Below are 23172 nucleotides of genomic sequence, written 5' to 3' on the forward strand. Positions count from 1 at the left end.
CAGGCACGGCCGCGTCCGGCGCGGGCACGGGTTCCGGCGGTGGCGCAGGTTCGGGCGGCGCCGCAGGTGGCGGTGCCGGTGGCGTGGGTGCCTCCGGCGGAGTCTTCACCGGGATCGGCGCACTCGTGGGAGCGGGATCAGCGGCTCTGGTCGTGGCCGGCGTCGTCGCTGCGGCGACGATCCTCCCCGGACTCGCCGGAGCGAACCCGGAGACGTCGCTGCCCAGTGCCGGCGACACCGACCCGTCGTCGATCACCTCGGACGTCGGACCCGATGAGTCGATGACGCTCGAAGAGCCCGTCGTGATCGACGAGCCGGTCACCCCTCCGCCCGCGCCGGTCCCTCCTGTGGAGGAGACCAGGACGCCCGCCGCGGACGCAGCCCCACCGGTCGAGACCCCTCCGGTCGCTCCGGTGGCCCCGGTGGCTCCGGTCGTGCCTCCCGAGCCGGTCGACCCCGTGCCGCCGGTGGATCCCCCGGATCCGGAGGTCGCGGAGTACTCCGTGAACATCTTCGGCGCACCGGGCGCGACCGTCGAGGGATTGCTCGACGACAGCCCGGACGGCGGCGACACCATCGTCCTCGATGAGTTCGGCCAGGGGACGCTCGTCTTCTCACCGACCGTCGCGCAGAACGCCGATCCCGAGGCGACGAAGGTCACCGTCATCCACACTCTCTCGTCGGGAGAGTGGGCGGGATCGATCGACCTGCCGCTCCTGGATTTCAGCCGCGAGGGCGGCTACACGGGGATCCAGTTCCTGGGCGACTGGGAGATTCCGCCGACGGAGGAGCCGGACACCGAGGACCCCGCGACCGAGGAACCGAACGCCGAGGAGCCCCCGGCAGAGGAGCCCCCGACAGAAGAGACGCCGGTCGACGAGTCCACGAACGACACGACGCCGACGGACGACACGACGCCTGCCGACGAGACCCCCGTGGACCACGCGCCTGCCGACGAGGGGCCCACGGAGGCTACCCCGCAGGAGACGGACCCCGCCGCGGTCGAGCCTGCCGCGTCCACGGCTCCCGAATCCGCTGCGCCCGGCACCGGAGCAGCGGATGACTCCATGGCCCCGGCCGAGGACGCTCCCGCCGACGAATAGACTGGATCCATGCCCTCGGATTCCGCCCCCGTCCCCGGTGTCGACCGCCCGACCTTCTCCGTCCTCGACATCGTCCGCGCCGTCGTACTGGTCGTCGCCGTGGCCTCGCTCGCGCTGTGGGGCTTCGCCAGCTGGGACCTCCCGTGGAACATCATCGTCGGCATCGGGGCACCCGTCATCGTGGTCGTGATCTGGGCGCTGTTCCTCTCGCCACGGGCGGTCCTCCGTGTGCACCCGTTCCTTCGCGCCGCGGTCGAGCTGCTCATCTACGTCGGTGTGACCATCGCGTGGTGGTCGATGGGACAGGCCCTGATCGGCACGGCTTTCGCGCTCGTGGCCGTGGTGTCCGGGGTGCTCAGCGGTCGGCGCGCACTGTCGTGAGTGCCCTGTCGTGAGTGCCCTGTCGTGACTGTTCTGACTCTTCTGCGGGAGTCGCTCGGCGCGCTCATCGACACCGACGAGGCCTCGCTCGAGGAAGCCAGAGCCGATCGATCGGGCCACGCGGCCCCCGGACGCCCTCTCGCCGTCGTGCACGCGGAATGCGTCGAAGACGTCCAGAAGACCATGCGCATCGCCACCGAGACCCGTACGCCGGTCGTCGTCCGCGGTGCCGGGACCGGTCTGGCCGGCGCGGCGAACGCCGGCAGCGGCGAGATCGTGCTGTCCCTGCGGCGCATGACCAAGATCCACGAGGTGCGTCCCGACGACCTGCTCGCCGTCGTCGAGCCGGGCATCCTCAACGCCGACCTCAACACCGAACTCGCACGGCACGGGCTCTGGTGGGCGCCCGACCCCGCGAGCCGCGACATCTCCACGGTCGGCGGCAACATCGCCACCGGCGCGGGCGGACTGCTGTGTGCCAAGTACGGTGTCGTGCGCGATGCCGTGCTCGGCGTCGACCTCGTCCTCGCCGACGGCAGGCTGCTGCATCTCGGGCATCGCAGTGTCAAGGGCGTGACGGGACTCGACCTCACCGCGCTGGTCGTCGGCTCCGAGGGCACTCTGGGCGTGGTGGTCGGAGCGACGCTGAAACTGCGCAGGCTCGTCCCGGGCGAGACCTGCACGATCACCGCCACCTTCCCCGGCGTCCGCGCCGCTGCGGCGGCCTCCGCCGCGGTGACCGCCGCAGGCGTGCAACCGGCGATCATGGAGCTGATGGACGCGGCCAGCCTCGCGGCCGTGCACGCGTTGCTCTCGCTCCCCGCCCCCACGTCAGGGGCGGCCCAGCTGACCATCCAGACCGATGGCCCCGCGGCCGTCGCCGAGGCCGCCACGATCGCCGGGATCCTCCGCGCCCACGAGGGGGTCACGGTCGTCTCGCGCGACCGCGCCGAAGGGGAACGGCTGCTGGCGATCCGCCGGTCCATGCACGCCGCGATGGCGTCGCTCGGCACCACACTCATCGAGGACGTCTCGGTGCCGCGCAGTGCGATGCCCGCGATGTTCGACGAGATCGCGCGCATCGAGCAGGAGTACGCGCTGACGATCCCGACCGTGGCGCACGCCGGCGACGGAAACCTGCACCCGAACTTCCTCTTCGACGGTCCTGAGGCACCGCCGGAGGTCTGGGCCGCGGCCGACGAGTTGTTCCGCGCAGCGATCCGATTGGGCGGGACCCTGACCGGTGAGCACGGCATCGGGGTCCTCAAGCGCCGCTGGCTCGCCGACGAGCTGGGCGATGACCAGTGGCAGCTGCAGCGTCAGATCGCCGCGGTGTTCGACCCGCTCGGCATCCTCAACCCCGGGAAGGTCTTCAGCCCCGATGCCTGACATCCACGTGAGCGCGGCCGTGATCGCGGATGACGAGGGCCGGGTCCTGGTCGTGCGCAAACAGGGGACGACCCGGTTCATGCAGCCGGGCGGCAAACCCGAGCAGGGTGAGACGGCGGCGCAGACCCTGATCCGCGAGCTGCACGAGGAACTGGGGGTGCTGCTCGACGAGTCCGACCTCCGCCCCCTCGGCACCTTCATCTCCGCGGCCGCGAACGAGCCGGGTCACCGTGTCGTGGCCGAGGCTTTCGCCGCCTCCCTCGATCCCGGATCCGTGACAGTCCAGGCGGAGCTGGCCGAGCTGCGGTGGATCACCCCGAGCGATGTCGCGACACTTCCGCTGGCGCCCCTGAGCATCGAGCACCTGCTGCCGATCGCCTGGCCCCCGCTCGCGGACTGACCGCCTCCTCCGGCGTCAGATGCCCTGCCAGGCCGGCTTGTTCGCGAAGGTGTAGCGGTAGTAGTCGGCCAGGGCGAGGCGAGACGCCGCGGCCTCGTCGACGACGACCGTGGCGTGCGGGTGCAGCTGGATCGCAGAACCCGGGAGGAGCGCGGTGAGCGGCCCTTCGACCGCGCGGGCGACGGCGTCGGCCTTCCCCTCGCCGAACGCGAGCAGCACGAGGTGGCGCGCCTTCAGGATGGTGCCGAGCCCCTGCGTGATGCAGTGCATCGGCACGTCGTCGATCGAGTCGAAGAAGCGGGCGTTGTCTTCGCGGGTCTGCTCGGTGAGGGTCTTGACACGGGTGCGCGAGGCGAACGAGGAACCCGGCTCGTTGAAGCCGATGTGCCCGTCGGTGCCGATCCCGAGGATCTGCAGGTCGACACCGCCGGCGGCGTCGATCGCGGCCTCGTAGTCGTCACCCGCGTGCTGGATCGTCGCGAGCGCACCGTTGGGCACATGGATCCGCTCCGGATCGAGGCCGAGCGGCTCCACGACCTCGCGCGAGATGACCGACCGGTAGCTCTCCGGGTGCGCGGGATCGATGCCGACGTACTCGTCCAGGGCGAAGCCTCGCAGCTGCGAGAGATCACGACCGGCGAGCTGGGCGCGCAGAGCCTGGTACACGGGCAGCGGAGTCGATCCCGTTGCGAGGCCGAGGACGGCGTCGGCACGACGCTCGATCAGCTCCACGATCTCGGTGGCGACCAATGCGCCGGCGGCCTCGGCATTCTCGACGATGACGACCTCAGCCATGCGGGACGATCTCCTTCTCGGTGATGGATGCGCCGACGAGTGCGGCGCCGAAAGCGGCAGCGGGAGATCCCGCGGGGAGCAGTTCGATTCTCTCATCCAAGCGGAGCGACCGCATGAACGGTGACGCCTCCGCCCCCGCATGCAGCGCTGCGCGGACGCCGTTCTCGAGACGGTCACCGAGCGCGGTGAGCCCGCCCCCGATGATGACGGTCTCGACATCCGCCGAGAGCACGAGCACACGCACCGCGGCCGCAGCGCCGTGGTACAGATCATCGCGAAGGGCGGACGCCAGGGGATCGCCGGCGTCGGCGGCATCGAAGATGTCCCTGATCGGCAGCGCCCCCGGCCGCCCCCAGGCCTTGGCGAGTGCTCCCCCACCGCAGAAGGTCTCGACACAGCCGCGCTGCCCGCAGCCGCAGAGCCGTCCGCGCGGATCGACCGAGATGTGCCCGACCTCACCGGCCGTCCCGCGCGCACCGCGCCAGATGCGTCCGTCGAGCACGATCCCGGCCGCGACGCCGGTACCGAGATTCAGATATGCCATCGACCCGGTGACCCCGCTGAGCACGGCCGCCCCGAGGGCCGCCGCCTTCACGTCGTTCTCGACGCGGAAGGGCACTCCGAGGGCGCGCTCGGCCCGATCCGCGAGATCGAGCGACTCCACGCCGAGATTGACCGCGTGGACGACGCGCCCCGCTTCGGCGTCGACCAGCCCCGGGATCCCGATGCCGACGGAGCCGATGCGCGAGATCGGAAGACCGGCCTCGTCGGCGAGCGCGGCGACCGACGCCACGATGCTCTCGACGACCGCTTCCTCGCCCCATCCGGTCGGCCGGCGGTGGCGACCGATGATCTCGCCGGTGGCGTCGACGGCGACCGCGTCGATCTTGGTGCCGCCGACGTCCAGGCCCACTCGAATCTGCCGACCGGCTCGGTCGGCGGCTCCTGCACCCTTCATCGGATGCGGCTCCCCGTGGTGTCGGCGTCGGTGCAGGCGGACGTCACGACACTCCCAGCTGTCCGGAGAGCACCATCACCGCAGCACCGCGCAGGACGATGTCGTCCTGGTGCGTCAAGCGCACGATGACGTCTTCGAACACGCCCTCGAGGGTCCGTGCGTGGAGGGTCTCGATGGCGGCGTCGATCAGGATGCCGTCGAGCAGGTCGGCCGGACCGGACAGGACGACCTCGGACAGGTCCAGCGCGGCGACGATGGGGGCGATGGCGATCGCCATGCGGGTTCCGGCATCACGGAGGATGTCGTCGCGGGAGTCGGGGTCGGCAGCGATCGCGGCACCCAGGCGGCTGACGCTCAGCCAGGCCTCGAGGCAGCCGTCCTTGCCGCAGGCGCATCGCGGTCCGCCGTCGGTGCCGACGACGACGTGTCCGATCTCCCCCGCGGCGAAGCGGCTCCCGAGCAGCGGCTGGCTTCCGGTGATGAGACCGGCACCGACGCCGCGTCCGATCTTGATGAGCATGAAGTCAGCTTTGGCTTCGCCGAAGGTGTACTCGGCCAACACGGCGGCGTTGGCATCGTTCCTGGCGAGCACGGGAAGGTCGAGATCGACCCCGAGCTTCGCTTCGAGCGGGAAGTTCGTCCATCCGAGGTTCGGTGAGCTCAGCACGACCCCGTCCGGCCGCACCACACCGGGCGTGCCGATCCCGACGCCCAGCAACGGCTGGGTGGAGGCGGCGATGAGCGTCTGCGCAAGCTCGCGCAGCGCTGCATAGGCGGCTTCGCCGTCGGGCGACTCCGGGCGCGGCACCTCACGACGTTCGAGCACGTCGCCGTCGAGGCTCAGGACGGCACCGGTGAAGGCGCTGGGGCCGGAGAGATCGAGACCGAGGATCTGGTGACCGAAGCGGTCGATGTCGATGAGGATCGGCGGTTTGCCGGGGCCGACGGCCTCGCGGACGCCCATCTCGATGACGATGCCGTCTGCGATGAACTCGGCGACCAGGTCGGAGATGGTCACCCGGGTCAGCCCCGTCTCGCGGGACAGGTCAGCGCGGCTCATGGCTCCCGCGTGGTACAGCGTCTGCAGGACCAGGGCGCGGTTGTGTCCGCGCGCGTGCTCCGGAAGCACTTTCGAGCGGGACCGCAGGTGGCGCCCCGGGCCGAAGGCATGCGTGTTCACGCCGAGGTACTCCACCGGCGAGGCGGGACGCTGTTCATCCGAAACGGACATGTTTGTTAGTAGACCTTACGAACAAAATTTGTGCAACCTCTCCCCGCAGACCCGCGAGGAGGGTTACCGAAACGTTACATTACTTTCGATGCTCGACGGGAGTGCTCTCCGAGCGCTCCCTGAGACGGGCGACCAGGCCGGCGACGATCCCCTCCCTGGCCTCGATCGTGAGGGGCTTGCCGGGCACTCCCGGGCGACGCTGATCGGGCGTGGGCCCATCCAAGGGACGATACCGCACACCCGCGGCGCGCAGACGGCGCAGATGGGTCGGAAGGCGCCGAGCGAAGTCGGCGTACGGTGCCGGGTCGCCGCCCTCCCAGAGCCGTTCGGCGATCGCCGCGAGCCGCGGGAACATCGCGAAGTCGACACGGTCACGGGTGGGCAGATGCTCGCTCCACACGTTGGCCTGACCGCCCACCGCGCCCTCCTCGACGCGAAGCGTGTACGCGCGCTCGATCGTCAACGGCGGCCCCACCCTGATCGGCTCCTCCGCCGACTCCGATTGCGGGTAGTCGAGATAGGCCTCGAGGTCGGGACAGGCCACGACGGGGATCCCGCGCGACAGGGCAGCGCGCATCGCCACCGGCCCCCGCCAGGCGAGGATCCGCACGCCTTCCGGCACCTCGCCCTCGAGCACCTCGTCCCACGCGAGCGCCGTGCGCCCTCTGGCCCGGACGTGCGCGACGAAGTGCGCCGTGAACCACGGCTGCACGTCGTAGGGGGTGGCGAGTCCGAGTTCCGTCATCCGCGCGGCAGCCGCCGGGCTCTCCGCCCACTCGGTCACGGGGACCTCATCGCCGCCGATCCCGATCCACTCCGACGAGAACACCTCGCACAGGGCATCGATCGCCGCGCGCCCGAACGCCAGCGCGGCCTCGGTCGGCGCGAGGGTGCGGGGATTGACCCCGAAGCGCTCCCACGCGGAGACAGCCGGCTCGGCGACATCGACGTTGCCGAGCTGCGGGTAGGCGGCGAGCGCGGCCTGGACATGGCCGGGCAGCTCGACCTCCGGCACGAGCGTCACGAAGCGATCGGCCGCGTAGGCGACGAGCTCGCGCAGCTCTGCGGTCGTGTAATACCCCTCATGCACGCCCGGCTCGACGGTGGCGAGCGGACCATGACCGCGCTGCGTCGCTTCTCGGCGCGAGCCGACCTCGGTGAGCAGCGGGTAGCCGGGAACCTCGAAGCGCCACCCCTGGTCATCGGTGAGGTGCAGATGCAGGACGTTGAGGTGGTGCTCGGCGAGGAGGTCGATCACCCGACGCACCTCGTCGACCGGCCGGAAGTGCCGCGCCACATCGAGCATGACCCCGCGCCAGCCGTATGCGGGCGCCCCCTCCCACGCACCGGCCGGGATCAGCGCCGACTCCGCATCCGGATCGCGCAGCTGTCGCAGCACCGTGGCGCCCCGGAACACCCCGGCCGCACTCGCGCCCCGGACCTCGATGCCGTCGGCGTCCACGCGCACGCGGAAGGCCTCGTCGGCGATACGACCGTCCGACGCCGCCGCGGCGCCGAGGTCACCGTCGATGAGCAGCCGGATGGGTGCGGCGGCGGCATCGTGCCCTCCGCCGCCCAGCCGCGCGATCGCGGGGGCGACGTCCGGTGACCCGACGATCGGTGTCCCGCTCGTCCAGACGAAGCCGGGCTCCGCAGCATCGATGCGCGCCCGGACGCGGGGCACCGTCGACCGATGTGCCGCCGGTGGCATCCTCAGCGCCCGCCCCGGCGCGGCCCCCGTGGGTTCGCCGTCGGAGACCACGGCCACGCCGTCGACCAGCACCTCGACGATGCCCTGCGGAGCGGTGAAGGGGCTGTCGAAGGTGGCGCCCGCGGCGATCGTCTCCGGATCGAACAGCACCAGGTCGGCGATCGCTCCCTGCCGGATGACGCCGCGCGGGGCGTCTCCGCGGTCGAGGCCCAAGCGACGCGCCGGCGTCGCGGAAAGGTGCTGGACAGCTTCCTCCAACGTGAGGACTCCGAGCTCGCGCACGTAGTGTCCGAGGTACCGCGGGAAGGTGCCACGGCCCCGCGGGTGCGGTCGGGCGCCGATCAGGATCCCGTCGCTTCCGCCCGAGTGCTGCGGATGGCGCATGATCGCGCGGACGTTCTCCTCATCACCGATGTGCATCAGGATCCCGGTGGCACCGGCATCGTCGAGCACGGTGTCGAGCACGACATCGACGGGCCGTCGTCCGGCCGTCTCGGCGATCTCCGCCACCGTGCGACCGACAAGATCGGCGAGTGCGGGGTTCGCGGTGCCGGAGATCTGGATCTGCGTCCAGTCCGCCGTCTCGCCGTGGAACCCGTCGCAGCCGATGTCCTCGAGCTCTACGCGCACGGCTTCGCGGCCGGCGGCGTCGAGATCCGAGATGACACGCAGCAGGTCGCCCGTCGCTGCCAGCCTGCTCGGCAGCAGAGCCGCGAGCGTCGTCGCACCGGGCAGGTAGGGGTAGGTGTCCAGGGTCACGTCGACACCGTCGGCGATGGCCCCGTCGATCACTGCCAGCAGTTCTCCGGCGCGTCCCTTGTTCGGAGCGAAGTTCATCGTGGCGTGCGTGAGATGCACGGGGCAGCCGGTGCGGCGACCGATGTCGAGCGCCTCCCGGTAGGCCTCGAGCGCTCCCCCGCCGTAGCTGCGGGTGTGCGGCGCCCAGTATCCGCCGCGCTCGGCGACGACCCGGCACAGCGCCTCGAGTTCGGCCACGTCGGCATACATCCCGGGCGTGTAGGTGAGGCCGCTCGACATCCCGAAGGCGCCGGCGTCGAGAGCAGCGCCCAGCAGCTCCGCCATCGCGGTGATCTCCTCGGCGGTCGCCGGACGGTTCTCGTGACCGACCACCATCATCCGGAGGTTGCCCTGGGGCACGAGGACAGCGGCGTTCGCGACCGTCGCCGCGTCGATCGCGGAGAGGAGGTCGTCCATGGTGCGCCAGGGCGTGTCGGCGGGCATCCCGTTCCATCCGGCGATCTGGCCCGGGATGACCGCGGCGGTGGCGTCGTCGAGCGGCGCATAGCCGAGACCGTCCTGGCCGAGGACCTCGGTCGTCACGCCCTGCCGGATCTTCGCGTCGTGGGCGGTGCCGCTCAGCACCGCGAGCTCGCTGTGGGCGTGCATGTCGATGAATCCGGGGGCGAGCACGAGACCGCGCGCGTCGATCTCGATCGCCCCGTCCGGAAGGTCGAGGACATCGTCCGGCTCGGCGACCGGCAGGACCGCGACGACCCGGGCCCCTTCGACCGCCACGTCGGCAACGAAGCGGGCGGCACCCGTCCCATCGACGACCGTCGCTGAGCGATACACCCGCACCAGCCCGACCGCAGCCTTCTCCGCGCTCAGAAGCATGTCGCGACCGCTCCGATCACGCGAGGATCAGCGGCGTCGGGATCGTCGATGACCGCGACCACCCGCCACTTGTCGAACGCCGTGCACGGGTGTGAGAGACCGAGACGCACGACGTCGCCGACGTCCACCGCCGCGCCGTCCGCGAGATGGAGGAAGGCGTGCTGGTCGTTCAGGGCGGTGATCTCCCCCTCGACGGACTGCGGCACGGGCAGGTCGAGATCGAACGGCACATCCCGCCGACCCGCATCGAGCAGGGCGAGTCCGTCCTCCGGCTGCGACACGACGCGGGACCAGGCGTGCATCGCGGAGCGAAGCGGCGCGGTACCGGTCACGGGGCCGAACGGGGACATCCGCGAATAGAAGCCGTCGTCGTGGATCTGGAACGCGCCCGAGCGGAGGACGACATCCGCCGCGGCTCCCGCGGAGGAAAGCACAGCCGCCGCGCGGTCGGGAAACGCGCTGCCGCCGGCACTGAGCACGGGCCGGATACCTTCGGGGTACTCCACCCTCGTATGCAGCGCGACCAGGGTCCGGAGGTAGGCGTCGACAGCCTCGATGGACGCGTCACTGCGATCCGGTCCGAAAGGTCCCTCGTAACCCGTGACACCGGCGAGCCGGAGACCGGGGGCGTCCGAGATCGCCTGAGCGATCCGCTCCCCCTCCGCCACGGTCCGCGCGCCCGTACGGCCGTGGGTGTCGCCCAGCTCGACGAGGACATCGAGCGGTCGTGCCGCATCACCCATCCCCGCCGCCAGGATCTCGACCCCGGCGAGCGAGTCCGCCCCGCACAGGACGCGCAGATCCTCGTCGGCGGCGAGCAGCTCACCGAGTCGACGCACGGCGGCGCGGTCGGTGACGGCGTTGGCGATCAGGACGGTCGGGACGCCCGCGTCGATCGCCACCTCGGCCTGCCACGGCGTGGCGACCGAGATGCCCCATGCCCCCGCGTCGAGGAGCCGCTGCCAAAGCGCCGGCGCCATCGTGGTCTTGCCGTGCGGGGCGAGCAGCACCCCCTTCTCCTTCGCCCAGGCGAACACGGTCTCCTCGTTGTGCCCCAGCGCCTCCTCGTGCACCGTGAGCACCGGGGTGACCAGATCGGAGAGGCGCAGTCCGGCATCGGGCACCTCCGAGAGACGGAGTCCCGCGGCGCGTGCCGGGAAGCCCTTCGTCCAGGCGCCGAGAACGGGATCCGGAATTTGTAGAGGCATCTAACAAGGCTACTAGGCTGGCGGCATGACCGCGAAGATCCGAGTTTCCACCGACGCCGCCCCCGCCCCCGCCCACACCTTCTCCCAGGGGATCCGCAAGGGTCCGTTCGTGCAGGTCTCCGGGCAGGGCCCCGTCGACCCGCAGACGAACGAATACCTCCACCCGGGGGACGTCGCCGCGCAGACCACTCGCACCCTCGAGAACGTCAAGGCGATCGTGGAGGCATCGGGCGCGACCTTCGATGACGTCGTGATGCTGCGCGTCTACCTCACCAAGCGCGAGGACTTCCCGATCATGAACGACGCCTACGGTGCGTTCGTCACGGCACACACCACGAGCGGCGTGCTCCCCTCGCGCACCACCGTCTTCACCGGCCTGCCGCGGGAGGAGATGCTCGTCGAGATCGACGGCATCGCCATCATCGACTGACCCCCGGAGCGCGGGGGGCGACGATACCACGGACCGTTGCCTCCCCGTTACCTCCCATCCCGTACCATTGATCCCCAGGACACGTTTGAGAACCGGGGGGTGAAGTTCGTGACCGATCTGATTTCTGCGCCGGGCGCAGCCGAGGCGCACGGAGACGACTCCGCCCCGACAGCCGTGCTCACGCCGTCAGACGCGCCGACCGACGCCGTGCCGCCCACCACCGGCGAGCAGCCGCTGGCCTGGGCTCCGATCGAACCGGCCCCCAAGAAGCGGCACCTCGGCCTCTGGGTCGGCATCGGTCTCGGCACCGTCGCTCTGGGCGCAGGCGCCGCATCCCTGGTCCTCATCGCACCGGGCACCACCGTCGCCGGAGTGCCGGTCGGATGGATGACGCCGGGCGCTGCCGCCGAGGCCGTCAGCACGCAGATCGCTCAGACCGAGGTCACCCTGACGGGTGCGGGAGAAGACACCGTGCTCACCGGCGCAGACCTCGGCGCCACGGTCGACGCCACCGCGCTCGCCGACACCGCTTTCGCAGAGCGTCCGCTCTGGAATCTCGGCATGTGGATGGGCGATCCCGTCCCGGGCGAGATCACCCTCGATGCCGACACCGCGTCCGCGGCGCTGCGCAGCGCCGTTCCGACGAGCTTCGACGATCCGGTGGACGCCGGTGTCGTGTTCGACGCGGCCGCCGGCACCTACGTCATCACCCCGTCCGAGGCCGGCACCGGAATCGATGTCGACGATCTCAATGCCGCCTTCGCCGACGCGGTCGCCGGCGGGAGCGCGACGTTCGACTACCCGGGTGGTCCTGCCGAAGCCCTGCCCGCCGTCTCCGACGACGACGCCACGGCCACGGCCGCCTCCCTCAACACCATGCTGTCGACCGTCGGCTTCTACGTGGGCGACGAACGCACCGTCCCCGTCGCGCCGGCGGTCGCCGCCAGCTGGCTCACCGTGATCGATGAAGACGGCCAGCTGCGCATCGAGGCCGACCCCGCGACCATCCAGGCGACCGTCGACACGCTTCCCGGACTCGTCGACCGCGCTCCGGTCAACGCCACGAACATCGTCGACTCCGGCGGCACCATGCTCCGCGCCGAGCGGGAGGGCGTCGCAGGCCGCGCGCTCGGTGACACCTCAGACGTCGCGGCGGAGTTCGCTCAGCAGCTCGCCGCGGGCGACGGCGTCTACAAGCTCACGGTCACCGAGACCGCATTCGAGACGGTCAACCTCTTCCGTCGTATCGAGATCAACCTGAGCCAGCAGCGCACGTACCTCTTCGAGAACAACGAGGTCGTCAAGTCCTGGGCCGTCTCCACCGGTCTTCCGGGCACCCTGACCCCGGCGGGCAACTTCCGGGTGTTCGCACACACGGCGATGCAGGACATGGGTTGCTTCGAGGGCGCGCCCTACTGCACGGAAGACGTGCCGTGGATCACCTGGTTCGCCCCGAACATCGGCTTCCACGGCACCTACTGGCACAACAACTTCGGTCAGCGGATGAGCCACGGCTGCGTCAACCTGCCGATCGATCTGGCCAAGTACGTTTACGACTGGTCCCCCGAGGGCCTCGAGATCTCCGTCTACTACTGATCCGCACGCACCGCTGATCCGCGCGGTACGCCTGTGCCTCCTCAGCCCCCTCGCCCGCCTTGTGCGCGCCGGCCGCGCAGAGGCATGACCGAACCACACGTGCATGACCCCGCCCCCGGACCGGGTCATGCGTGTGGCCGGGGATCATGCATCCGGAAAGAAACAGGGACAGGAAAGGGGGCGGATGCCGACGCATCCGCCCCCTTTCCCGTGGATCAACGCAGGGCGTCGACGATGCCGTTCAGCGTCACGGACGGGCGCATGACAGCGGAGACGAGGGCGTCATCGGGACGGTAGTAGCCGCCGATCTCCACCCGCGCGCCCTGCACCGCGTTGAGCTCGGAGACGATCTTCTCCTCGTTCTCGGTGAGCGTCGCGGCGATGGGGGCGAAGGCCGCAGCGAGTTCGGGGGCCTTCGTCTGCTTCGCGAGCTCCTGCGCCCAGTACAGGCCCAGGTAGAAGTGGCTCCCGCGATTGTCGATCGTTCCGAGCGCGCGTCCCGGCGAACGGTCCTCTTCGAGGAAGGTTCCGGTCGCGGCGTCGAGGGTCTCGGCCAGCACCCGCGCCTTCTCGTTGCCCGTACGGTCGGCGAAGTGCTCGAGCGAGGCGGCCAACGCGAAGAACTCGCCCAGCGAGTCCCAGCGCAGGTAGTTCTCCTCCACCAGCTGCTGCACGTGCTTGGGTGCGGAGCCTCCCGCCCCCGTCTCGAACAGTCCACCGCCGGCGAGGAGCGGCACGATCGAGAGCATCTTGGCGCTCGTGCCGACCTCGAGGATCGGGAACAGGTCGGTCAGGTAGTCGCGCAGCACGTTGCCCGTCACCGAGATGGTGTCCAGGCCGTGGCGCATGCGCGCGAGCGTGTAGCGCGTGGCTTCCTCGGGCGCGAGGATCGTGATCGTCAGCCCCTTGGTGTCGAGCGTCGCGAGCCCCTGGTGCACCTTGGCGATGATCTGCGCGTCGTGCGAGCGGTTGGCGTCGAGCCAGAACACCGCGGGGTCGCCGGTGGCACGGGCACGCGAGACCGCGAGTCGGACCCAGTCCATCACCGGGATGTGCTTGGTCTGCGTCGCGCGCCAGATGTCGCCCTTGCCGACCGTGTGCTCGATGACGACGGTGCCCTCACTGTCGAGCACCTGGACGATGCCGTCCGCCGCGATCTCGAAGGTCTTGTCGTGACTGCCGTACTCCTCGGCCGCCTGCGCCATCAGCCCCACGTTGGGAACGGTGCCGATCGTGGCGGGGTCGAGCGGACCGTTGGCGATCACGTCGTCGATCACGGCCTGGTAGACGCTCGCGTAGGAGGAGTCGGGGATGACGGCGAGAGTGTCCGCCTCTTCCCCGTCCTTGCCCCAGAGCTTGCCGCCGTTGCGGACGAGCGCGGGCATCGACGCGTCGACGATCACATCGCTCGGCACGTGCAGGTTCGTGATGCCCTTGTCGGAGTTCACGTACGACAGGCGCGGCCCCTCGGCGATGGCCTTGTCGAAGGCCGCGGCGATCTCTTCGCCCCCCGCGACGTTCGCGAGTCCGCTGAGGATCGATCCGAGGCCGTCGTTCGCGCTGAGCCCGGCAGCGGCGAGCTGATCGCCGTACTGCGCGAACACGTCGGCGAAGAAGGCCCGCACCACGTGACCGAAGATGATCGGGTCGCTGACCTTCATCATGGTGGCCTTGAGGTGCACCGAGTAGAGCACGTCGTCGGCCTTCGCGGCCGCCAGAGTGTCGGCGAGGAACGCGTCGAGCTCCGTGGCTGAGAGGAAGGTCGCGTCGATGATCTCGCGCGGCAGGACCTTCAGTCCTTCCTTGAGCACCGTGACCGTGCCGTCTTCCGCGGTGTGACGGAAGCTGAGCACGTCGTCGTGGGCCGCGACCCAGGAACGCTCGTTGTGCTTGAAGTCGTCGTGGCCGAGGGTCGCGACACGGGTCTTCGATCCCGCAGCGAACGGCTTGTTGCGGTGCGGGTGCTTCTTCGCGTAGTTCTTCACCGCGAGAGGAGCGCGGCGGTCACTGTTGCCCTCACGCAGCACCGGGTTCACGGCGGAGCCCTTGATGCGGTCGTAGCGGGCCCGGACGTCCTTCTCCTCGAGCGACGACGGCTCGTCCGGGAAGTCCGGGATGTCGTAGCCCTGCGCCTGCAGCTCGGCGATCGCGCCCTTGAGCTGGGGAATGGACGCCGAGATGTTCGGCAGCTTGATGATGTTCGCCTCGGGGAGCGTGGCGAGTCCGCCCAGTTCCGCGAGCGCATCGCCGACCTGCTGCTCCGGCGAGAGCTTCTGGGGGAAGGCGGCGAGGATGCGTCCTGCCAGCGAGATGTCGCGAGTCTCGACCTCGATGCCTGCCTGGCCGGTGTAGGCCTGGATGATCGGCAGGAACGAGGCGGTGGCGAGCGCCGGCGCTTCGTCCGTGTGCGTGTAGATGATGGCGTCGTCGGTCACCAGGTGGTTCTCCGCTCTGATAGTCAATTTGTCTCGACACCAAGATACCTGAGTGGCTCTGACCGCGTGGCCGGACCGGTGCCGCCGACGCCTCCCGGGCATGATGCGCGAGCACGCCGAAGTGAAATGTTCCGCGGGGACGTGTGCCTCCGCGCCGGAGGGGTTAGCCTGGGTGCATGTCCGAACTGCGCATGGTCGAACTCTCCGCTGCGACGATCGTCGCCGTGAACAACCTGTCGCTCAAGCCCGGACAGGAGCAGTTCCTCGCTCCCGTCTCGTACGGGATCGCGGCCACGGTCATCAATCCGAAGACGTCCTGGCAGCGGGTGATCCTCGACCGCAACGAGGTCGTCGGCTTCGTCAGCGCGAACTTCGACGACGAAGCGCCGGAGGAGCACTTCCGCTCCGTGCTGTGGCGCATCAACGTGGACGCCGACGATCAGGGACGCGGCGTCGGCCGGTATGCGGTCGAGTCTCTCATCGACGAAGCCCGCGAACGTGGTGTCGACCACGTCAACGTGATCTACGAGGCCGGAGAGGGCGGTCCGGAGACGTTCTTCCACCGCGTCGGGTTCACGCCCGTCGGCGAGACCGCCTACGGCGAGGTCATCGCCGAGATCCGAGTCACGCCCTAGACCGGCGGCGGGGTCTCGAATCCCCTCCCCCATCGAGACCTCGTCGCCCTCGGCTGCGGGACCGCTCCCACGCACCTTCGGGGCCGCGTGCGCCTCGCGTGGTCAGCGATCGCTGCGGGGCGGGTCTCCGCGGCGCCCTCGCGAGGCCCAGTTGGTCAGCGCCGAAGCCGCAGAGGCCGCCGCTCGTTCGATCGCCTCGGTCGAACGAGCGATGGCATCCTGAGCCGCGTCCTGCCACGCGGGCGCCGCCGGCACCTCTCCCGCCTTGACCCGGGCCGCGTGCTCGGCGACCTCGAAGGCACTCGCGAGCGCCGCCACCGCATCCCGGTACGCGGCGAACTCGGCGGGTGTCGGCCGATCCCCGAGCCCGCGTCGGAGCTCGCTCGCCCGCTCCGACGCACGCAGATACGCGACCGTCGCCGGCTGCTTGACGTCGGTCATCTCGGGATAGGCGATCTGGCGCGCGGGGTCGGTCTCATAGACCATCCACCGGGCGACCACCGCATCATGCGTGGAGCGCAACCGGTCGAGGGGACGGGGAGCGGAAGCCGCGGGAACAGCGGCTCTTGCGGCGTGGAGCCTCGCCTGCTTGGCCTTGACGTCGGCCGCACACGCTTTGGTGTCGCGCTCGACGTCACGCAGCATGCGTCGGGAACTCGCGACCTGATCGGGGGACGCCCGCCTCGCCGCACGCTCCGCCACGACCCTGGCATGATCGGCGCGGGCGACCTTGAGCGCCGCGCGCCGCTCGACGAGTGCAGCCTGGGCCATCCGGAGGTCGTGCCGCGCCGCATCGACCTCGAGACGCCGGCCGCTCATGGTGCTCCGCCTGCGCAGGCCGATCCAGCCGACCGTTCCTGCCGCGGCCGCGGTCGGCGCGAGCCACCACCACTCGGCGGCGAGCAGCAACGGGTCCATGATTCGATGCTACCGAGCCTGCGCGTCCGCCGAACCCCGTGCCCGGAGGCTCCGACACGGACCTCCCCCGCTGCGGGCTCGGGGCGTGCCCGGGTCCGCAGCGGAGGAAGCGACGACATCATCAGACCAGTGTGCCCTGCCACGCTGCGTGCAGCTGGGCGAACTTGCCCGTGCCGCCGATCAGCGCCTCGGGACTGTCGTCCTCGATGATCTTCCCGTGCTCCATCACCAGCACCCGGTCGGCGATCGCGACGGTCGAGAGGCGGTGCGCGATGATGATCGCCGTGCGGTCCTTGAGCAGCGTCTGCAGCGCGTCCTGGATGAGACGCTCCGACGGGATGTCCAGCGATGCCGTCGCCTCATCGAGGATCAGCACCGCCGGGTCGGCCAGGAACGCCCTCGCGAACGAGATGAGCTGACGCTGCCCCGCAGAGACCCGCCCACCGCGCTTGTTCACATCGGTGCCGTACCCGTCCGGAAGCGACGAGATGAACTCGTCCGCCCCGACGGCCTTCGCCGCCGCACGGATCTCCTCGAGCGAGGCATCCGGCTTCCCGAGGGCGATGTTGTCGGCGACCGTGCCGCTGAACAGGTAGGCCTCCTGCGTGACCATCACGATCGCGCGGCGGAGGTCCTTCGGGTGCAGTGAGCGCAGGTCCACTCCGTCGAGTGTGACGCGTCCTTCCGAGGGGTCGTAGAACCGCGAGATCAATTTGGCCAGCGTGGATTTGCCCGCGCCCGTCGTGCCCACCAGAGCGATCGTCTCGCCGGCGGGGATGTCGAGCGAGAAGTTCGGGAGGATCGTCTTCTCGCCGTTGTAGCCGAAGGTCACCTCGTCGAACCGGATGTGGCCGCGGGACTCCCAGAGGTCGACCGGCTTCTCGGGGTCCGGCACCGTCGGCACCTCTTCGAGCACACCCGACACCTTCTCCAGCGCAGCCGTCGCCGACTGGTAGGAGTTCAGGAACATCGCGATCTCCTGCATCGGCGCGAAGAAGTTGCGCACGTAGAGCACCGCCGACAGCAGCACGCCCACCGTGAGTGCGCCTTCGGAGACACGGATCCCACCCCAGAGCACCACGATGCCGAGGACCAGCGCGGCGACGCCCATCAGCCCGGGCTCGAACGTCCCGAACAGCAGCATCGATCGACGGTTCACATCGCGGTAGTCGCCCGCGATCTCCTGGAACGCCTTGTCGTTGCGCGGCTCCTTGCGGAAGGCCTTCACGGCGCGGATACCGGTCATGGTCTCGACGAACTGCACGATGACCTTCGCGCTGATCACGCGCGACTCGCGGTAGACGAGCTGCGAGCGCGAGTAGAACCAGCGCATCAGGTAGAACAGCGGCACGCCGCCGATCGCGAGGATCAATCCCGACTGCCAGTCCCAGATGCAGAGGGCGATGAAGGTGAACACACCGAACAGCACGCCGGAGACGAGCTCGTTCAGTCCGCCGTCGAGGAGTTCCTTGATCGAGTCCAGGTCACTGGTCTGGCGCGAGATGATGCGGCCGGACGTGTAGGACTCGTGGAACTCCAGGCTCAGGCGCTGAGTGTGCAGGAAGATGCGCTTGCGCAGATCGAGCAGCACCGCCTGGGTGAGCTTGGCGGCGATGATCACGTACCAGGCGATCAGCACCGCGGCCAGCGCTCCGGCGAGCAGGTAGATGCCGCCGATCATGAAGGTCGGCATCCAGTCGGCCTGCTTCACCGCGGCCGGCAGCGCACGGTCGAGCCCGATGCTGATCAGGATCGGTCCGGCGACCTGCAGCGCGGTCGAGACGATCAGCACCGCAGCGGCCAGCACGATCTGCAGCTTCAGCGGGCGGACCAGGGAACCGAGCAGTCGGAGGGACCGACGACGGATCTCCTTGCTCTCCTCGCGGGTGTACTCGGAACGGTCCTCGTTCTGGGTTCCGGTGATGGCGGAGCTCATCGCTGCACCTCCTTCTCGATGATCGGGTCTTCGTCCGCGGCCTGCTTCGCGAGTCCCTCACGGACCTCTTCGGCGACCGCGAGCTGCTCGTCACGGATGATCGGGATCGCTCCGGTCCGCGCCGCCTCCTCCGCTTCCAGGCTGGAGATGACATGCCGATAGTGCCGGCTCGTCTTCAGAAGCTCGGAGTGCGTGCCGACCGCGGTCACGCGGCCACTCTCGAGCAGGGCGACCCGGTCCGCGAGTGCCACCGTCGACGGGCGGTGGGCGACGATCAGGGCCGTGGTGTCGGCGAGGACGTGCCGGAGCGCCTCCTCCACGAGCGCCTCGGTGTCGACGTCGAGCGCCGACAGCGGGTCGTCCAGCACCAGCACCTTCGGCTTCGCCGCCACCGCGCGGGCGAGGGCGAGCCGCTGACGCTGACCACCGGAGAGGCTGAGCCCCTCCTCACCGATCACGGTCTCGACGCCCTCGGGGAGCGCATCGACGAACGACGCTTGAGCGACCTCGAGGGCTTCGCGGAGCACCCGCTCCCCCTCTTCGCTGTGCACGTCGAGTTCGGCGCGGCCGAGCAGCACGTTCTCGCGGACGGTCGCCGAGAACAGCGTCGCGTCCTCGAACGCCATGGCGATGTGCTGGCGGAGCTCGGCGAGCGGGAGGTCTCGCACATCGACGCCGTCGAGCGTGACCCTTCCCCCGGTCACGTCGTACAGACGCGTCGGGAGCGTGGTGAGCGTGGTCTTCCCGCTGCCGGTGAGCCCGACCAGCGCCATGGTCTCCCCGGGACGCAGGACCAGGTCGATACCGTCGAGCAGATCCCGCTCGTGCGAACCGGCGTCCTGGTAGCGGAAGTGCGCGTTCTCGAACGCGAGTTCTCCGCGCGGATGCGCGATGTGCACCGGGTTCTCCGGGTCGGTGATGGTGTTGGTCTCGGAGAAGATGTCGAACACGCGATCGGTGGCCGTGCGGGCGTCGAGCATGAACGAGAACAGGAAGCCGATCGACTCGATGGGCCAGCGCAGCACGACGGCCATCGCGAAGAAGGCGAACAGCTGAGCCTCATCGATCTGCCCCTGCGAGATCAGCCAGATCCCGGACATCAGGCTGAGACCGAACGCGATCTGCGGCATGAGGTCGAGCCAGAACCAGATCGACGCGATCGCGCCGGCCTTGCTCATCTCGGTCTCGCGCAGGGTCTCGGCCTGGCGGCTGAAACGGCTGAGCGCATGCTTTCCGCGCCCGAACGCCTTCAGCACACGGATGCCGTGCACGCTCTCCTCGACGCTGGTCGCGAGATCGCCGGCCTGATCCTGGCTGCGACGGGTCAGGGCGCCGTAGCGCTTCTCGAACAGGTAGCCGCGGATCCACAGCGGGATCGCGGTCACCAGGAAGATCGCACCGAGCAGCCAGTGCCACCGGAACAGCAGGATCGAACCGATGATGATCGTGAGCACGTTGACGACGAGCAGGACCAACCCGAATGCGAGCCAACGACGGATGAGACCGATGTCCTGCATCATGCGGCTGAGCAGCTGACCGGAGCCCCAGCGGTCGTGGAACGACACCGGAAGGGTCTGCAGGCGCGAGTAGAGCTCCGTGCGCATCTTGTACTCGACCTCGGTCGAGGGATTGAGCACGAACTGACGACGCAGCCAGACCATCAGCGCTTCGCCGAGGGCGAGCGCGAAGACGGCCGCGGCGCCCCAGACGATCGCGCTGATCTCTCCGGACCGGACCGGACCGGAGATGATCTGCTCGAGGACGATCGGGATCATCAGGGCGATGAGCGCGGCGATGAGCGCACTGGCGGCACCGCCGGCGAGCCGCCAGATGACGGGCTTCACGAAGGGCTTCAGGCGCCACAGTGCAGCCGGGGTGGAAAGAGTGGAGGAAGGCGAGGAGTTCTGCGCGGAAGGCGAGGAGGACATGTCTCTCAGATGAGTTTCGTATGGAAAGCGAGTGCGAGTGGGGTCGGATGCGAGAGCGGACTCATGGAGTCCGCTCTCGCATCCGGTGCGGAAGAAAGGGAGCGGGGCGGCGCTAGAGGAGCGGCCGTGCCGGGTTCGAGCCGAGAGCTGCGATCCGCGCGGTGGCGATCGATGTCATGGTGTCCTCCTCAGGGCTCGGCGGTGTCGTCCGGTCGGCGCGACAGCCCACCAGCCTATTGCTGTGAACCAGCTGGACGCAAGAGTCATTCCCGATTCGTCGAGGGAGGTTCGACGAACCGGGAAGAGCCCGCGACCGCCGTCGACTCACACGCCGATCGACTCCCGCGCCAGCAGGCTCTCCTTCACGCTCAGTCCCCAGGCGAATCCGCCGAGACTGCCGTCCGTCCGCAGCACCCGGTGGCAGGGCACGAAGAGCGCCGGGGCGTTGCGTGCGCAGATCGACGCCGCCGCCCGGACGGCGTTCGGGTTGCCGAGCCGTGCAGCGAAGCCGGTGTAGGTGAGCGGAGCGCCGGGTTCGATCGCACGCAGAGCCGACCATCCCGCGAGTTGGAGCGCGGTGCCGGTCTGCGCGACCGCGACCGCGTCGATCGCCGACAGATCGCCGCCGTAGTAGGCCCGCGCCGCGGCTGCCGCGTCGGTCTCGCCCTCGCGCACATGCACGGGACGGTTCGCCGCCGAGAGCCGCCCGAGGATCGCCTCGACATCGGAGGTCCACCCGGAGGCGAGCACGCGCTGCCGGTCGTTGGTGAGGATCGTGAAGGCCCCGTCCGGGGTGTCGATGGTCTGGATGAGGGCGGTCATGAGGTCTCCTTCGAGGTCGTGTGATCGGTGCGAGCGGGACGCGTCGGGGGTGCCGCACGCCGAGTCCTCGCCGGGCGCACCGGCGCGGCGCGCCAGAGGTGTGCGCTGAGGTAGCTGCGCCAGGGAGCCGCGCGCTCCGCCCAGGCGGTGAGCGCCCGCGCCTCTCCGGGGATGCCGGAGGCCGCCGCGCCCGCCCGCAACGCGACATCGCCGGGAAGAAGGATGTCGGGGTCACCGAGAACCCGCATGCGCACGTAGTCAGCCGTCCAGGGTCCGATGCCGGGCAGCGCCAGGAGCCGCTCACGCTGCATCGGACCGTCGTCACCGACCGTGAGGGTGAGCGAGCCGTCGGCGAGGGCGGCGGCAGCACCCGTGATCGCCCGGATGCGCGCGGCCGGGCCACGGAGCACCTCGGCGCCGTGCTCCGCGATGGCCGCCATGGTCGGGAACAGCAGCCCGTCGTCGGTCCGCTCCCCCAGGGCCTCGGTCAGCGCCGTCAGCGCCGTGCGGGCGGCGACCACGGTGATCTGCTGCCCGATCATGGCGCGGATGAGCATCTCATGGGGGTCGGCCGATCCAGGCACCCGGATGCCCGGCGTGCGGGCCACGAGCGGGGCGAGCTCGGGATGTGCGGACAGCGCCTGATCGATCGCCAGCGGATCTGCGTCCAGGTCGAAGATGCGACGCACGGTCGAGACCAGCGGTGCCAGGTCCCCGAGCCGGGCCACCCGAGCACGCAGATGCACGCCCGATCGCTGATCCTGCCGCACCTCGAACCAGGCCGCACCTCCGGCCATGCGCAGGTGCCGGGAGAACGACGACTCGGAGACCGCTTCGACGCCGGGCACCGCACGCGCCGCCATCCAGGCGAAGATGCCGCTCGCGTCGAGCGGACCACGGTACGGCAGCACGAGGTCGATCGCCCCGGGGGCTGACATGGCCGGCGTCCGGCGTCGTGCGCGGAGCTCGCCGGGGGTGAGGTCGAACACCTCACGGATCGTTTCGTTGCACTGCCGAATGCTGGCGAAGCCTGCCGAGAAGGCCACATCGGAGATCGGCATGTCGGTGCCGACCAGCAGCATCCGCGCCGTGTGCGCGCGATGCGCCCTCGCGAGGGCCAGAGGCCCGGCCCCCAGTTCGGCGCTGAGCAGACGGGTGAGGTGCCTGCTCGAGTATCCGAGACGCGCGGCCAAACCGGGGACGCCCTCCCGTTCCACGACACCGTCGGAGATCAGCCGCATCGCCCGCGCCGCGGTGTCGCCGCGCAGGTTCCAGTCCGGTGATCCGGGAGCAGCTTCGGGCAGGCACCTCTTGCACGCGCGATAGCCCGCTTCGTGTGCAGCTGCACTGGTCGGGTAGAACGTCACGTTCTGCGGTCGGGGCGTGCGCGCGGGGCAGCTCGGGCGGCAGTAGATCCCGGTCGAGCGCACGGCCGTGACGAACTGCCCGTCGAAGCGGGTGTCTCGGGCGCTGATCGCACGATAGCGCTCGTCGAAGTCGGTCACGGGGAAGCTCATGCCTCCACCCTGTCACGACCCACCGACCTCGACTGGCGGAAATCGGACATGGCTGTGGAACACTCCGTTGCCGAGACCCCCGCGCACCGCCGAGACCCCCGCCTGCACACGTCGACAGGCGGGGGTCTCGGCGGGCAGCGGGGG

At 70.0% G+C, this 23172-nt stretch carries 17 protein-coding genes and 1 pseudogene; 7 read left to right on the plus strand and 11 right to left on the minus strand.

From position 1 onward, the window contains the following. The 4 genes and pseudogenes from L978_RS18870 to L978_RS02150 form a co-directional block, all read left to right on the plus strand. Positions 1 to 1103 (plus strand): annotated as a pseudogene (locus L978_RS18870) (hypothetical protein); the annotation flags it as partial. Positions 1104 to 1112: 9 nt separating this feature from the next. Next, entirely contained in the window at positions 1113 to 1484 is a 372-nt protein-coding gene (locus L978_RS02140; RefSeq protein ID WP_047519832.1) for a YrdB family protein, read from the plus strand. Positions 1485 to 1508: 24 nt separating this feature from the next. Next, positions 1509 to 2873 carry an FAD-binding oxidoreductase gene (locus tag L978_RS02145; protein ID WP_052193270.1) on the plus strand — a complete coding sequence of 455 codons (1365 nt, stop codon included), beginning with the start codon at positions 1509 to 1511 and terminating at the stop codon, positions 2871 to 2873. Then, positions 2866 to 3273, plus strand: coding sequence for an NUDIX hydrolase (locus L978_RS02150; protein ID WP_047519834.1), 408 nt, complete (start codon positions 2866 to 2868; stop codon positions 3271 to 3273). Before L978_RS02145 ends, L978_RS02150 begins: the two co-directional genes overlap by 8 nt. A gap of 15 nt (positions 3274 to 3288) precedes the next feature. Here L978_RS02150 and nagB read toward each other — a convergent pair whose 3' ends face one another. From nagB to L978_RS02175, 5 genes are all read right to left on the minus strand, one after another. Then, positions 3289 to 4068: a glucosamine-6-phosphate deaminase gene (nagB, locus tag L978_RS02155; RefSeq protein WP_047519835.1), complete on the minus strand. Its 780-nt coding sequence runs from the start codon at positions 4066 to 4068 to the stop codon at positions 3289 to 3291. Next, positions 4061 to 5026, minus strand: coding sequence for an ROK family protein (locus tag L978_RS02160; protein WP_197055606.1), 966 nt, complete (start codon positions 5024 to 5026; stop codon positions 4061 to 4063). The genes nagB and L978_RS02160 overlap by 8 nt, the downstream gene beginning before the upstream one ends. A 43-nt stretch (positions 5027 to 5069) precedes the next feature. Next, positions 5070 to 6257: an ROK family transcriptional regulator gene (locus L978_RS02165; protein WP_047519836.1), complete on the minus strand. Its 1188-nt coding sequence runs from the start codon at positions 6255 to 6257 to the stop codon at positions 5070 to 5072. Positions 6258 to 6336: 79 nt separating this feature from the next. Next, positions 6337 to 9603 (minus strand): family 20 glycosylhydrolase, encoded by a 3267-nt coding sequence (locus tag L978_RS02170; protein ID WP_047519838.1) that lies wholly within the window; start codon positions 9601 to 9603, stop codon positions 6337 to 6339. Further along, entirely contained in the window at positions 9594 to 10811 is a 1218-nt protein-coding gene (locus L978_RS02175; RefSeq protein WP_231554950.1) for an alanine racemase, read from the minus strand. The genes L978_RS02170 and L978_RS02175 overlap by 10 nt, the downstream gene beginning before the upstream one ends. A 25-nt stretch (positions 10812 to 10836) precedes the next feature. Between L978_RS02175 and L978_RS02180 the strand changes: the two genes are divergently transcribed. Further along, a complete protein-coding gene (locus L978_RS02180; protein WP_047519842.1) occupies positions 10837 to 11241 on the plus strand; it encodes a RidA family protein in 405 nt (134 codons plus the stop codon). A gap of 99 nt (positions 11242 to 11340) precedes the next feature. Continuing rightward, positions 11341 to 12837 carry a L,D-transpeptidase family protein gene (locus L978_RS02185; RefSeq protein WP_052193271.1) on the plus strand — a complete coding sequence of 499 codons (1497 nt, stop codon included), beginning with the start codon at positions 11341 to 11343 and terminating at the stop codon, positions 12835 to 12837. Positions 12838 to 13052: 215 nt separating this feature from the next. On the opposite strand, the gene L978_RS02190 is transcribed toward L978_RS02185, so the two are convergent. After that, complete coding sequence (locus tag L978_RS02190) at positions 13053 to 15272, minus strand: NADP-dependent isocitrate dehydrogenase (RefSeq protein WP_047519844.1); 2220 nt, start codon at positions 15270 to 15272, stop codon at positions 13053 to 13055. Between the two features lie 176 nt (positions 15273 to 15448). Here L978_RS02190 and L978_RS02195 point away from each other — a divergent pair, with 176 nt between their 5' ends. Next, entirely contained in the window at positions 15449 to 15907 is a 459-nt protein-coding gene (locus L978_RS02195; RefSeq protein ID WP_047519846.1) for a GNAT family N-acetyltransferase, read from the plus strand. A 102-nt stretch (positions 15908 to 16009) separates the two neighbouring features. On the opposite strand, the gene L978_RS02200 is transcribed toward L978_RS02195, so the two are convergent. The 5 genes from L978_RS02200 to L978_RS02220 all read right to left on the minus strand — a co-directional run bounded on the left by L978_RS02200 (position 16010) and on the right by L978_RS02220 (position 23028). Then, a complete protein-coding gene (locus tag L978_RS02200) occupies positions 16010 to 16825 on the minus strand; it encodes a hypothetical protein (RefSeq protein ID WP_047519848.1) in 816 nt (271 codons plus the stop codon). A gap of 121 nt (positions 16826 to 16946) precedes the next feature. After that, positions 16947 to 18761, minus strand: coding sequence for an ABC transporter ATP-binding protein (locus L978_RS02205; RefSeq protein ID WP_047519850.1), 1815 nt, complete (start codon positions 18759 to 18761; stop codon positions 16947 to 16949). Then, positions 18758 to 20689 (minus strand): ABC transporter ATP-binding protein, encoded by a 1932-nt coding sequence (locus tag L978_RS02210; protein WP_047519852.1) that lies wholly within the window; start codon positions 20687 to 20689, stop codon positions 18758 to 18760. The genes L978_RS02205 and L978_RS02210 overlap by 4 nt, the downstream gene beginning before the upstream one ends. A 324-nt stretch (positions 20690 to 21013) precedes the next feature. After that, the gene (locus tag L978_RS02215; RefSeq protein ID WP_047519854.1) at positions 21014 to 21511 is read right to left on the minus strand and encodes a methylated-DNA--[protein]-cysteine S-methyltransferase; all 498 of its coding nucleotides are present in this window, start codon (positions 21509 to 21511) and stop codon (positions 21014 to 21016) included. Beyond that, a complete protein-coding gene (locus L978_RS02220) occupies positions 21508 to 23028 on the minus strand; it encodes a DNA-3-methyladenine glycosylase 2 family protein (protein ID WP_047519856.1) in 1521 nt (506 codons plus the stop codon). The genes L978_RS02215 and L978_RS02220 overlap by 4 nt, the downstream gene beginning before the upstream one ends. Between the last annotated feature and the right edge of the window lie 144 nt (positions 23029 to 23172).

Origin of the sequence: Microbacterium sp. ZOR0019, assembly GCF_000800925.1 — a bacterium.
GTDB lineage: Bacteria > Actinomycetota > Actinomycetes > Actinomycetales > Microbacteriaceae > Microbacterium > Microbacterium aurugineum.